Source organism: Pseudomonas sp. F3-2 (assembly GCF_038804275.1).
Taxonomy (GTDB): Bacteria; Pseudomonadota; Gammaproteobacteria; order Pseudomonadales; family Pseudomonadaceae; genus Aquipseudomonas.
The window spans coordinates 2,099,043-2,111,422 of the sequence record NZ_CP152388.1; the positions used below are offsets into that span (position 1 = coordinate 2,099,043).

At 60.5% G+C, this 12,380-nt stretch carries 10 protein-coding genes; 3 read left to right on the forward strand and 7 right to left on the reverse strand.

From position 1 onward, the window contains the following. Positions 1-14: 14 nt before the first annotated feature. The 3 genes from AAGQ88_RS09610 to AAGQ88_RS09620 all read right to left on the reverse strand — a co-directional run bounded on the left by AAGQ88_RS09610 (position 15) and on the right by AAGQ88_RS09620 (position 3,864). Positions 15-788, reverse strand: a complete 774-nt coding sequence (locus AAGQ88_RS09610) for a polysaccharide biosynthesis/export family protein (protein WP_093467550.1) — start codon at positions 786-788, stop codon at positions 15-17. A 188-nt stretch (positions 789-976) separates the two neighbouring features. Next, on the reverse strand, positions 977-2,428 hold the full coding sequence (locus AAGQ88_RS09615; RefSeq protein WP_342655126.1) for a mannose-1-phosphate guanylyltransferase/mannose-6-phosphate isomerase: 1,452 nt from the start codon (positions 2,426-2,428) through the stop codon (positions 977-979). After that, the gene (locus AAGQ88_RS09620; RefSeq protein ID WP_285423359.1) at positions 2,428-3,864 is read right to left on the reverse strand and encodes an undecaprenyl-phosphate glucose phosphotransferase; all 1,437 of its coding nucleotides are present in this window, start codon (positions 3,862-3,864) and stop codon (positions 2,428-2,430) included. The genes AAGQ88_RS09615 and AAGQ88_RS09620 overlap by 1 nt, the downstream gene beginning before the upstream one ends. A 476-nt stretch (positions 3,865-4,340) precedes the next feature. On the opposite strand from AAGQ88_RS09620, the gene yegS reads away from it, so the two are divergent. Beyond that, positions 4,341-5,249: a lipid kinase YegS gene (gene yegS / locus AAGQ88_RS09625; RefSeq protein WP_342655127.1), complete on the forward strand. Its 909-nt coding sequence runs from the start codon at positions 4,341-4,343 to the stop codon at positions 5,247-5,249. An 89-nt stretch (positions 5,250-5,338) separates the two neighbouring features. Here the strand turns inward: yegS and AAGQ88_RS09630 are convergent, their stop codons facing one another. From AAGQ88_RS09630 to AAGQ88_RS09640, 3 genes are all read right to left on the reverse strand, one after another. After that, positions 5,339-5,998, reverse strand: coding sequence for a response regulator transcription factor (locus tag AAGQ88_RS09630; RefSeq protein WP_285423361.1), 660 nt, complete (start codon positions 5,996-5,998; stop codon positions 5,339-5,341). Beyond that, positions 5,995-6,849, reverse strand: coding sequence for a sensor histidine kinase (locus tag AAGQ88_RS09635; protein ID WP_285423362.1), 855 nt, complete (start codon positions 6,847-6,849; stop codon positions 5,995-5,997). Before AAGQ88_RS09635 ends, AAGQ88_RS09630 begins: the two co-directional genes overlap by 4 nt. Positions 6,850-7,378: 529 nt before the next feature. Beyond that, positions 7,379-7,888, reverse strand: a complete 510-nt coding sequence (locus AAGQ88_RS09640) for a hypothetical protein (RefSeq protein ID WP_285423363.1) — start codon at positions 7,886-7,888, stop codon at positions 7,379-7,381. A gap of 539 nt (positions 7,889-8,427) precedes the next feature. Between AAGQ88_RS09640 and AAGQ88_RS09645 the strand changes: the two genes are divergently transcribed. Together AAGQ88_RS09645 and AAGQ88_RS09650 are read left to right on the forward strand one after the other, a co-directional pair. Continuing rightward, on the forward strand, positions 8,428-9,354 hold the full coding sequence (locus AAGQ88_RS09645; protein WP_093467569.1) for a chemotaxis protein CheV: 927 nt from the start codon (positions 8,428-8,430) through the stop codon (positions 9,352-9,354). Positions 9,355-9,483: 129 nt separating this feature from the next. Next, the gene (locus tag AAGQ88_RS09650; RefSeq protein ID WP_342655128.1) at positions 9,484-10,293 is read left to right on the forward strand and encodes an MOSC domain-containing protein; all 810 of its coding nucleotides are present in this window, start codon (positions 9,484-9,486) and stop codon (positions 10,291-10,293) included. A gap of 72 nt (positions 10,294-10,365) precedes the next feature. Here the strand turns inward: AAGQ88_RS09650 and AAGQ88_RS09655 are convergent, their stop codons facing one another. Further along, positions 10,366-12,294: a transglycosylase SLT domain-containing protein gene (locus tag AAGQ88_RS09655; protein ID WP_342655129.1), complete on the reverse strand. Its 1,929-nt coding sequence runs from the start codon at positions 12,292-12,294 to the stop codon at positions 10,366-10,368. Positions 12,295-12,380 lie beyond the last annotated feature (86 nt).

Consider the following 12,380-nt stretch of genomic DNA (forward strand, 5'->3'; position numbering starts at 1 on the left):
GTAGTCCCTTCCGATTAATTGTTGTCGCGCAAGTTGTAATTCACGCCGAAGCCCAGCGATTTGGAGAACGGAATCAGCTGGTTGAAGTACAGATTCACGCCGTCGATCTTGTTGCCGACCGTAGATTTGGGAACGAACACGACGTCACCACGCTGTAGCAGCACGGGCGCCCGAGGCCCGCCGCTGCCGGCATACAGCAACTTGCTGTAATCGAAGAAATAGGTTTTGTAGAGGCCATCGTCGCCCTGACGCAACAGCGCCACCAGGCGTGCGTCGGCGTCCGGGTTGATGCCGCCGGCACCGACCAGCGCTTGCTCGAGGTTGGTGACCACGGCCACCGACAGGTTGCTCGGATTGCGCACCGCGCCGCCGACGAACACCGTGTTGCTGGGCGCCTGGCTGATGTTGATGGTCAGCGCGGTTTCCCGGTACACCGGCGCCAGCTTATCTTCCAGCACCTGGGTCAGTTGCGGAACGGTCAGGCCGGCCGCTTTGACCGAGCCAATGTAGGGGTAGGAAAAGGTCCCGTCGTTGAGCACCGGGAAGAGGGTCAATTCGTAGATCGAGTTGGCCGTGAACGCGGAAATCGACGGCGCTTCGCCTGTGTTGCGCACAATTCGCAGCGTGTCGCCTGCATGAATGCGTTCCGGTGGCAGCGGTTTGCCTGCCAGCGCCAGCCCTGCGTCCTGTGCCGCCTTGATTTCAGGCGAGTCGGGCAAGCCGATCCGTGCGGGCGTATTGCACGCGCACAACAGCAAGACGCTGGCCAGCAGCAGCGTGTTTTTCATTGGTCCGGAACTCCTGTCATGCATGAATACGGCTCCCTTGCGGGTAAAACAATCATGTCGGCGATACTGCCAAGTCCAATGTTAACGGTGTAACGGTGCAGAGTCTGGTCTTCGTTGGCCCCGCCATCTCTGAAGGGGCAGGGCGAATCAGCCGCTGCGCGCGGCCGTTTTCAGGGGCCGGACAGTTGTCAGACCTTGGCAGCGGGTACTCGGCCATAAACATCAGTGAAGCGCACGATGTCGTCTTCGCCAAGGTACTCGCCGCTTTGAACCTCGATCATCACCAGATCAATCACCCCCGGATTGACCAGACGGTGCGTGTGCCCCGGCTTGATGAACGTTGACTCGTTGGTGTCCAGCATGAATTCGCGCTCGCCGTTGGTGACACGAGCCATGCCGCTGACCACGATCCAGTGTTCGCTGCGGTGGTGATGCATTTGCAGCGACAGCGACGCCTGCGGCTTGACCACGATGCGCTTGATCTTGAAGCGCTTGCCTTCTTCCAGAACGGTGTACGTGCCCCAGGGGCGAGTCACCGTGTTGTGCAACAGGTACGCCGGATGACCCTGGCGCTTGAGCTCCTGAGCGATCACTTTGACTTCCTGACTGCGTTCGGCGTCGGCGATCAGCAGCGCGTCCGGCGTGTCGATGATGATCAGGTTGTCCAGCCCGACGGCGCCCACCAGACGCTTCTTGGAATCGATGTAGCAGTTGGTCACGTCGTGCAGCACGACCTGGCCGTTGCACTGGTTGCCGTTCGCATCGGCCGGCGCCAGTTCGCGAATCGCCTGCCACGAGCCGATGTCGCTCCAGCCCAGTTCGCACGGCACCACGGCGACCTTCTGCGAGCGCTCCATCAGGGCGTAGTCGATGGAAATATCCGGCGCCTTGGCGAACGTCTCGCTGTCCAGTTCCAGTTGCAGCTCGTTGCTGCCTTCTTTGCTGCTGCACTGGGACAGGCAGGTCCGCACTGCGGCGAGCACGTCCGGCGCATGGGTTTCCAGCTCACGCAGCAGCACGTCGACGCGCATGCAGAACATGCCGGCGTTCCACAAATGCAGGCCGCCGTCGATGTATTCCTGCGCAGTCGATGCGTCGGGTTTCTCGACGAAGCGCGCTACCTGATAGGCCTTGTCGCTGAGCGCCTGACCTTTTTCGATGTAACCGAAACCGGTTTCCGCGCGCGTCGGGATCAGACCGAATGTCACCAACCAGCCTTCATCGGCCAGCTTCTGCGCATCTTTAACGGCTTTGCCGAAAGCGGCCACGTCGTTGATCAGATGATCGGCCGGCAGAATCAGCAACTGCGCGTCATCACCCTGGCGAGCCTGGACGTGCAGCGCCGCTGCGGCAATGGCCGGGGCGGTGTTACGGCCGAACGGTTCCAGCAGGAAATCCAGCTGGATCTTGTTCTTGTTCAGCAGCCGGTAATCGTCGACGGTGCGGAAATACACTTCCCGATTGGTCACCGTCAGCAGGTTGTGAACGCCGTCCAGCGTGCTGGCGCGATTGAAAGTCTTCTGCAGCAGACTTTCGCCATCGGGCAGACGCATGAACGGTTTAGGCATGGCTTCGCGCGATACCGGCCAGAGCCGGGTGCCGGCGCCGCCGGCGATGATGCAGGGAATAAGGGTGCCCATCAGTAAGCCTCGCGGGAGAAAAGCACTGCAGGAACAGTGCGCAAAAGGATGTATAGATCGAACCAGACGGACCAGTTTTCGATGTATTCAAGATCGAACTCGACGCGCTTTTCGATCTTCTCCACAGTGTCTGTCTCACCACGATAGCCGTTGATCTGGGCAAGGCCGGTAATGCCTGGCTTGACCCGATGACGCGAGGTGTACTCCTTGACAGCTTGTTCGAACAAAATGCCGGCGGCCTTGGTGGCCGTGGCGTGTGGGCGCGGCCCCACCATGGACATGCTGCCCGCGAACACGTTGAACAGTTGCGGCAACTCATCCAGGCTGGTCTTGCGGATGAATCGCCCGACCCGGGTGACCCTGACATCGTTCTTGACGGTCTGTTTCTCGGCAGTCGCATCGGCCTGGTGGGTGTGCATCGAGCGGAACTTGCAGACCGTGATCAAGCGGTTGTTGTAGCCGTAGCGTTTCTGCCAGAACAGCACCGGCCCGCGTGAATCGAGTTTGATGGCAAGGGCGATCAGCGCCATGAACGGCGACAGCAACACGATCGCAAGCGTCGACAGCACCATGTCTTCAATGCGTTTGAACAGCGGCGACCAGCCCCGCAACGGCACGTCCGATGCGTTGAACATCGGCAGGCTGGCGACTTCGGTGATGCGGTTATGGGCGTGCCGGAACGCGACCATGTCGGGCACCAGCAGAACGTTGACCGGCAGGCGTCGCAGCTCGCGGATGATGTAATCCATGCGGTTCTCGGCGGTCCAGGGCAGGGCCACCAGCACCTGAGTGACCTTCTCCTCGCGGATCAGGGTTTCCAGATCGCGGGTGTTGCCCAGCATCGGCAGGTTGGCCACGGTCTTGGGCAGCCGACCGATGCGGTCATCGATGAAACCCCACACGCCGGAACGGATGTCCTGATTCTCCAGCAGGTACTCGGCCAGGCGCTGGCCGTTCTCGGTGGCGCCAAGAATCACGGCGTTCTGCAGGAAGAACCCGCGGGCCATCAGGCGTTTGAAAATCAGCAGCAGCAAGAGCCGTTCGGCGCAGAACATCGCCAGACTGACGACGAACCAGACCATCAGTTGTTCCTGGCTGATGTAGTCGAACAGGTCCAGCGCCTTGTGCATGAACAGCAAGACGCAGAAAGCCGACGACCACACGAACAGGATCATCTTGAAGCGTGTGCGGTTGCTGAAGATCGATTCGGAATACACCCCGAGTGCCTGAAACATCAGGACGCAGACGATGCCGAAAAAGATCTGCACCATCAAATAGCTTTCGGGGGCGGCGGAGGCGTCAGCCTGCCAATACGCGAGGATCAGGATGCCTGGAAGAATGGACGTCAGACCGTGAACCAGCCGTACAGCGAACAGGAAATATTCAACCAGACTGGTGCGGGTGAGCAACAGACTGTCAACCGGGTGCAGCCGCATAAAACGTCCTCACATCTTCGTTCCATGAATCCATGACGGGCCTACCCGATTGGCAATCGCACTCGGAAAAGTCAATATAATGACTCTTTTGCGGACTGCGGCGAAATAAGCCAATTAATTGTCGATTAAGCACTCTATCCCACTGTATTTCAATCCCACAAGCGAGGAAAAATCCTATTTTTTCCCGATCATTGTAGGACTACTCCCAAACGCAGTTAAGAGATTCCCTCAAATGAGTGCCATCATTAGTAAAGCCGATGAAACTGGCGATGTCATCGGGCCGGATTCAAAAAGGCAGATCGAGCCGCTGTAAACAGTCCGCAGGCCATGCGACCTACGACGCAGGCATCCCGTGGCTGCGGGGTTTTGGTCGGATTCTCGTCATCGGTAAAAAAAAATAATGATCGGGGCTTTTTCTGTACTGCCTGAGGTCAACATCTCACGCAAACGAATCGCACGATGATAAGGAAGGACATATGACGGAGCGCAGGGCTTTATTGATTCTTCACGGCAAACAGGCGCTCAACGAAGACGTGCGCAACGCCGTGGAGCGCAAGCGCAAACATGGCTGGACGCTGGACGTGCGGCTCACCTGGGAAGGGGGCGACGCGCAGCGGCTGGTCAAGGAGGCGCTGGCAGCGGGCCATCGGCAGATCATCGCAGGCGGGGGTGACGGCACCTTGCGTGACGTCGCCGAAGCGCTTGCACTGGCGGAGTCGGATGCCAGCCTGGTCATCTTGCCGCTGGGGACCGCCAATGATTTCGCGCGTTCGGCCGGCGTCCCGCTGGAGATCGAGCGCGCGCTCGACCTGCTGGACGTCCCGGCACGTACCGTCGATATGGGCGCGGTCGATGGCAACCTGTTCCTCAACATGGCCACCGGCGGCTTCGGCAGCCAGGTCACGGCGAACACCTCCGAAGACCTCAAGAAAGTGCTGGGCGGTGCGGCGTATCTGTTCACCGGTCTGACGCGTTTCAGCGAGTTGAAAGCCGCATACGGCGAGTTGAGCGGCCCGGACTTCCATTGGCAGGGCGATCTGCTGGCGCTGGGCATCGGCAATGGTCGACAGGCCGGAGGCGGGCATCCGCTGTGCCCGAACGCGCTGGCCGACGACGGCCTGCTGGACATCAGCATCCTGCCGGCGCCGCAGGAAATCGTCGGCACGCTCAAGAGTCTGCTCGAAGGGGGCCTGGGCATCGACAATCTGTTCATTCGCGCCCGCCTGCCTTGGGTCGAACTCAAGTCGTCGCAGGGACTGGACATCAATCTGGACGGCGAACCCCTCAGCGGCGAGCAACTGCGTTTCGAAGCCCGACCCGGTGCGCTGCGCATCCATTTACCCGCGCATTCGCCGCTGCTCGGGCAGGCAAAGCGCCTGGGTTGATGCAAGACGCCCCACCGGCTGTGCCGCAGGTCGGTCCGGGGTGGGGCGCAGTCAGTGGCGTGCGTTTCGCTCGCGGCGCGTGATGGGGTTCAATCGTCCAGACTGATGATCTGCTCGCGCACGCAGAACAGCACCAGACCCGCCACGTCATAGATCTGCAGGCGTTTCATGATCTGCGAGCGGTGGGTTTCGACGGTCTTCACGCTCAAGGTCAGGCCGTTGGCGATCTCCCGGGTGGACTTGCCTCGCACGATCAGGCGCAGGATTTCCAGCTGGCGAGCTGTAAGGTTGTGGTTCTCGACCGCTTCGACCTTGCTCGACTGCGCGCTGACCAGCGCTTGGTTGATCACCGTGTGCGCGATGGCCGGGCTCAGGTAGCGCTCGTCATTGCGCAATGCCTCCAGCGCCTGCTCGATCTCCGTCGCGGTCGCGTCCTTGAGCAGATAGCCATGTGCGCCGCCTTCCAGCGCCCGCATGATCATCTGCGGCTCGGTGTGCATCGACAGGATCAGCACCTTGCTGTCGGGCAGGGCGTGATGCAACCGCTCGAGTGCATCCAGACCGTTGCTGTCCTTCATGGAGATGTCGAGCAGAATGATGTCCGGCTTCAGCGCCAGGGTCATTTCCAGCAGCTGATTGCCGTCGCAGGCTTCGCCGATGACCTGATAGCCGGGGATGTCCGAAACCAGCGCACGAATGCCGGCACGGATCAGGGCGTGGTCATCGACAAGAAGAAGATTGCAGATCATGGGTGCTTACTTATGTCAGCGCGTCCGCGGGCTCGCGGGGCCCAGGGGAACAGCGCGTGAATGTGAGTGCCTTTGCCGGGCGCGCTGTCGACGGTCAGCTCGCCGCCCAGCAGACTGGCGCGCTCGGCCATGCCCGCCATGCCGCGCTGACCTTGCTGAGCAGGATCCTGAGCAGGCGAAAAACCTGCGCCGTCGTCGGAAATGCTCAGGGCCAGGCCTTCCGGCTGGCGCTGCAGGCGAACGAGCAGGTTCTTTGCCTGCGCGTGGCGGAGCATGTTGGTCACCGCTTCCTGAGTGATGCGAAAGGCCGCCACGGCCATTTCCTCGGGGATGCCCGCCAGTCGCTGGTGGCATTCCAGGCTCCACAGCACCTGCGTATCGGCGAGCGTGCGCAACAGGTGCGCGCGCAGGCTGGCCTCCAGTCCCAGGCTGGTCAGCTGACGGGGATTGAGGATCGCCGAAACGTCGCGGACCTTCGCCAGGGTTTCGTCCAGGATGCTGTTGAGCATGTCGCAGTGGGGCTGAAGCTCTTGCGGCGCGCGGCGTTGCAGCCAGTCGCTTTGCAATTTGGCGGCAGTCAGCATCTGCCCGATGTCGTCATGCAGTTCGCGACTCAGGCGATGACGCTCGGTCTCCTGCACCTGCAACATGTGGTCGGCCAGTTCCTGGGGCTGGAACTGGATGGTCTGATCCGGTCGAGTCATGGCGTAGCAGATGCTCAAGAATGCGGCGACGTTGAGCACCGTCAATAGCAGGGGCAGGCCGCCATTGAACAGATATACGAGGGTATTACCGACGGTCGTCGCCAGGCATAAAAGTGCGGCCCATCGAAACGCGCTGTTCGAGTTCATGCGCTGGAACTTGAAGAGGTTGCTGCTGCCATGCATAGCGGATGAAGCCATCGGATAGTTATAGCGGATACCTGAACAGTCATTGTCAGGTCACTTAAGGTGGTCGAGCGAGGGACGCGAGTCCGCCCACTTGTTACATGTGTCCAAAATCCCGAGATCGGTTTTCAACCAGATTAATGTTGTCGCAAACTTCCGCGCGTGTATCCGCGGTCGGCAATCTTACCTTAAATAACGCGTCGATTAAGCGTTAAGTGTGAATAAGATCAAGGAGATATTTGTCTGGTCAGTCAGGATTTATAACTGGAACGATAGTGCCACAAGTTTGCCGTCGATCTGTTGCAGACTTGTTATCGCCATACTTGCTCGAGGCGAACTTCAGTTTGCCGTGGGCAAGTTGGCAGGCGTCTGAAAGTCGCGGGAATGCCGCGCGAGCGTGCGGTGGTTTGCTTGCGTTGAACAGGCGCCGTGCCGGCGCATGTGCGCTCTGGCCTGAGGCTTCACACGATGCAGGGCGATGCCGGCCGTTGCGTCAGAGTGTGGTGGAGCGGTCCAGGCGTTCGCTCAGGGCGGGTTCTGTAGGCGTGACGGTCATCGGCGCTGACCACTCGACGGTGATCGAATGCCCGCTGTCGAGTTTGCCGATGCCGCAGTTGCAGCCGAACTGCTCGAGCAAGTCGCGTTGTTCGCCATCGTCCAGCGGCAGTGAGCCGTCAAGTGGATCGATGAGTTCGATTTGCCAGGACATCAGCGAGATGCACTGGCGCAGCGACAACAGCGCCTTGGGCTGAAGGCGTCCGGCGGCGCTGGCGAAATACAGCAGATAGCGCAGCTGCCGGGCGAAGCCGGCGACCGACTCGACGGCCGCAGTGTCTGCCTTGCCGGCAAGTTGCTGCAGCGTGGTGAGCAGGCATTCGATGGCGTCCCGGTCGTCGCTGATCAGTTCCAGATGACTGAGGCACTCGTCTGCGCGGCACATGAGGATTTGCGTTTCGCTGAGAAAATCACCGTGCAGCTGATGCCATTCATTGCCGTTCAGCATGTGAGATCACTCTTGATGGATTGCGATATCAGGTCGCGTGGGGCGAGTGGCCCAAAGTTAATGTTGAAGGCATCGGGAAGTCTGTAGGGCATTTCTGATTGTTGGCGAAGGCGAACAGCCGAGCGAGCGCTCGAAAGGAGGAGTGCAGCAGTGCCCCGCGCGATGGTCTGGGCGATCCGGTCCGTCTTCGATGCGGTTACGGGGGATTCGGGAGATTGCGCGAACACGACCACGTACCTGACTCCATTCATTCAATGAGAATGGCGTCACAATAATGGCTAATAGAAACCGGGAATATCAGGTTTGCCCTGATTGTGGTTAGGGATTACCCCTAGGGGAATGGATGAGTCCGGCGCAGCGCATCGGCAAAAAGCCATCATGACGCCGATATTCGGGCTTTGCGGATGCCAGCCAGTAAAGCATGATGTTAATGTGATATCAATAATGCCGAGCGGCATTATATCGACATTAAGGTCTGCACCGTCGCTGCCGATAACAGGTAGGCGGACTTACTTGAACCCTTGCTCCAGGAGCAACAGATGGCTGGCATTCTCGACACGGTAGACCAACGTACACAGCTGGTGGGTGAGAACCGGCTGGAAATCCTCATGTTTCGCCTGGCCGGCCGGCAACTGTTCGCGATCAACGTGTTCAAGGTTCAGGAAGTCCTGCAACTGCCCAAGCTGACCCTGATGCCGCAACGTCATCCGTTCGTGTGTGGCGTGGTCAATCTGCGTGGCCAGACCCTGCCAGTCATCGATCTGTCTCAGGCCATCGGCATGCGCCCGCTGGTGCCGGGCGCGTCTAGCACGATCATCGTGACCGAATACAACCGTTCCGTTCAGGCGTTTCTGGTCGGCGGCGTTGACCGTATCGTCAACATGAACTGGGAAGCGATCCTGCCACCACCGACCAGCGCCGGCCGCCAGCATTACCTGACCGCCATCAGCAAGGTCGACGATCAATTGGTGGAAATCATCGACGTGGAGAAGGTCCTCGCCGAAATCGTGCCTTACAGCGCCAAGGTTTCCCGCGACAAGCTCGATGATCCGGTGCTGGCGCGTGCCCGTGGCCGTGAAGTGCTGCTGGTGGACGACTCCAACGTGGCGCTTTCGCAGCTGCGTGACACCCTCGGCCAGCTCGGCGTGAAGATGCACGTGGCCAGTGATGGCCTCAAAGCGCTGAACATGCTCAAAGGCTGGGCGGACACCGGCGAGGTCATGACCGACAAATTGCTGATGGTCTTCACCGACGCCGAAATGCCCGAGATGGACGGCTACCGCCTGACCACCGAGATTCGCCACGACCCGCGTTTGCGCGGGCTGTACGTCGTGCTGCACACATCACTGTCGGGCAGCTTCAACGAATCGATGGTCAAGAAGGTCGGCTGCGACAACTTCCTCTCCAAATTCCAGCCCGACAAACTGGTCGATGTCGTGCGCGAGCGCCTGATGCTCGACAACTGACGTTCCAGCCCGGTCTGACAGGTTTGAGCCCCTTGCTGTATGGAGGGGCTTTTTTGTATCTGTACCGCGTCGAATCCGGCGCGCTCGTATAAAGTGTGGCGTTTTCACACTGTCATAAAGGACGCGTACATGCTTCATCTCAGCGCGCTGTATCGGTATCCCCTCAAATCCTGCAAGGCGGACTCGCTTCAGCAGGCCAGCTTCGACGAGTTGGGCATGACCGGGGATCGACGCTGGATGCTGGTGGATGAAAGCAGCGGTCGGTTCCTGACCCAGCGCGCCTTGCCGCACATGTCACAACTTTCGGTATTGTGGCATGCCGACGACGGCGTGACCCTTTCGGCGCCCGGGCATGAGCCTGTGCAGATCGCAGTGCCGCTGAACGTTGAAGACAACCTGCGCGGGGTGACGGTCTGGCGCGACACGTTGCGCGTGCCGGACGCTGGCGATGAGGCGGCGCGTTGGGTCAGCGCGTTTATCGGCAAGCCAACCCGGATGGTCCATGTGCCCAAGGAGCGGGCCCGCTTCATGCCATCCGGCTACGGCACAGTGGATGACCGGGTGGGTTTCGCTGACGGTTTTCCACTGCTGCTCATTGGCCAGTCTTCGCTGGACGATCTGTCGCAGAAAATCGGTCGTCCTCAGGAGATGCTGCGTTTCCGGCCTAATCTGGTCGTCGAAGGCGCGCCTGCATTTGCCGAGGACGGCTGGAAACGCATCCGCATCGGCGACCTCGAGTTCCGGCTGCTGAAGGCCTGTTCGCGCTGCATCCTCACCACCATCGATCCGGCGACCGGCCAGCGCAGTGAAGACCGCGAGCCGCTGAGCACGCTGAAAACCTATCGTGAACGGGAAGGCGAGGTGTGGTTCGGCCAGAACATGGTCAACGACGGGCCGGGCGTCATTGAGGTCGGGATGCCGGTTGAAGTGCTCGAGTGAAATGAGCGGCGCTGAGCGGAAGGTCGGCGTCGCGGCCGCGCTGAAGAGAGCTCAACAGCGCGGCCGGATGGGTTACAGGTCGTCGAAAAAACGTTCGTGCCAATCCACCAGCGGCTGCGGGGCGTTGAGTTTCTGGCCGTAGATCACCGCATAAGACAGCACGTTCTGGACGTACTGGCGGGTTTCATCGAACGGAATGCTCTCGACCCACACATCAAACGCCAGATGATTTGCGCCGCGCAGCCACTGCCGCACGCGACCTGGACCGGCATTGTAGGCGGCGGACGCGAGCACACGGTTGCCATTGAACTGCGCGTGGACCTGACTCAGATACGCCGCACCCAGTTGAATGTTCTTGTCCGGATCCAGCACCTGAGCGGGGGAGGCGAGCGGAATGCTGAACTTGCGTGCGGTCTCCTTCGCGGTCGCCGGCATCAACTGCATCAACCCGCTGGCGCCGACGCCGGAGCGTGCGTCGTCCATGAAAGCGCTTTCCTGACGCGTGATCGCGAACACCCAGCTGGAATGCAACCCGCGGATCTGTGCCTCGCGCACCAGTGTGTCGCGGTGGGCCATCGGGAAGCGGATGTCCAGATCGTCCCAGTACTGCGCCTGGCTGATGGTCCGGATCGCCGGGAAGTACCAGCGCATGTCGTACGCCAGCTTCGCCTGGGCGACCATCTCGTCGCGGGTGAAGCGGCGGGTCACGTGATACCACTCGCGGCGTCCGTTCACCACCTCGCCACGCTCGTAGAACTCCAGCGCACGCTGCACACCCGGTGTGTTGCGCACCTTGTTCATCGTCGCCTGGCTCAGCGGCAGCGGCTTGTTGTTCAGCATGTACGGCGTCTGGGTGCGGTCGGCGGCGAGGAAGCCGTAGAAGTCCCGTTCCTTGGAAACGGTCCGGTACAGGTTGGCCAGCAGTGGGCTGTTGGGTTGCGCCAGCTCCAGCGAGCGCGCCTGCCAGTAACGCCAGCGGTTGGTCGTCGCCAGCGTCTGCGGCAGGCGGCGGGTCAGTTCGTAGGCGTCGTTCCAGCGGCCCAGACGTAGCAGCAGGCGCAGGCGCCACTCGGTCACGGTGTCGTCGCGCAGGTCCGGATCGTAACGGGTCATCACTTCCAGCGCACGGCCGTCATAGCTGCGAGCCAGCGTCAGGCCGATTTCCTTGGCGATCTGGACTTGCTCCTCGTGGGAGAAATGCAGCATCGGCGAATAACTGTCCAGAAGCTCCATCGCCCGTTGCGGGTCCTGTTTGGCGAGGCGCCGCAAGCCCAGTCCGACGACATCGGACATGGCCTCGTCCGCGGGCATGAACTGCCCCTGGTTGTTGACCATTTCCGGCTTCTGCGCAACGGCGATGAGCAGACGACCTTGCGCCGCGAGGGTGGTCATGCTGTTGACCAACTGATTGGCCAGCGCATAGTTGCGCGCCTGAGCCGCCAGCTTGGCGCGCTGCCAGCGTTTCTGTTCGGTCAACTGGCCTTCGACCGCCCACTGCGTGAAAAACGCATCGCAGGCCGGAGGCAAGGTCTTGCCGGTCATCCAGGTTTTTTCGGCGTTCGCGTAGCCTTCCGAGCGCAGGTTATGGCTCAGCTGATACTGGCCATACAGGCAGTCGAGCTCGACGAAATTGAGCTTGGGATCGTAATACTGGACAAACGGCTGCCAGTCGCCTCGTGATGCCAGCAGGCGCAACCAGCGCAGCTTCATGAAATTGGCTTGAGGCAGATCGCCATGTTCGGCGAGGAATTTCTCGACTTCCTGATCGCTCGCGCTGTTCAGGCGAGCGGTGAGTTCGTCGTACGCCAGGTAAGGTTCAAGCGGGTAATCGGCCAGCGCACTGGCATAGGTGCGATACGGCCCGGCGTCGCCCTTGGCCAGCGCGCGTTTGGCTTGATCGTAATATTGACGTTGGGTGGTGATATCGACCGCTTGGACGGACTGGGCTGCGGTGGCCGACAGAAGCAGGCAGGACAAAAGGCTGAACAAACGACTGCGCATGAGACTTCCGTGCAGATGAACCGTGAAAAGTGTCGCTAGCTTAGCCTGTTGCCAGCGCTGGTTGAAGCGCTGGCGCGTGGGCGGTT

Bases quoted from the DNA above. Each gene is read 5' to 3' on its own strand.
- AAGQ88_RS09640 (WP_285423363.1), bottom strand. From the start codon at position 7,888: ATGCTGAACGGCAATGAATGGCATCAGCTGCACGGTGATTTTCTCAGC.
- AAGQ88_RS09630 (WP_285423361.1), bottom strand. From the start codon at position 5,998: ATGATCTGCAATCTTCTTCTTGTCGATGACCACGCCCTGATCCGTGCC.
- AAGQ88_RS09620 (WP_285423359.1), bottom strand. From the start codon at position 3,864: ATGCGGCTGCACCCGGTTGACAGTCTGTTGCTCACCCGCACCAGTCTG.
- AAGQ88_RS09655 (WP_342655129.1), bottom strand. From the start codon at position 12,294: ATGCGCAGTCGTTTGTTCAGCCTTTTGTCCTGCCTGCTTCTGTCGGCC.
- AAGQ88_RS09635 (WP_285423362.1), bottom strand. From the start codon at position 6,849: ATGAACTCGAACAGCGCGTTTCGATGGGCCGCACTTTTATGCCTGGCG.
- AAGQ88_RS09610 (WP_093467550.1), bottom strand. From the start codon at position 788: ATGAAAAACACGCTGCTGCTGGCCAGCGTCTTGCTGTTGTGCGCGTGC.
- yegS (WP_342655127.1), top strand. From the start codon at position 4,341: ATGACGGAGCGCAGGGCTTTATTGATTCTTCACGGCAAACAGGCGCTC.
- AAGQ88_RS09645 (WP_093467569.1), top strand. From the start codon at position 8,428: ATGGCTGGCATTCTCGACACGGTAGACCAACGTACACAGCTGGTGGGT.
- AAGQ88_RS09650 (WP_342655128.1), top strand. From the start codon at position 9,484: ATGCTTCATCTCAGCGCGCTGTATCGGTATCCCCTCAAATCCTGCAAG.
- AAGQ88_RS09615 (WP_342655126.1), bottom strand. From the start codon at position 2,428: ATGGGCACCCTTATTCCCTGCATCATCGCCGGCGGCGCCGGCACCCGG.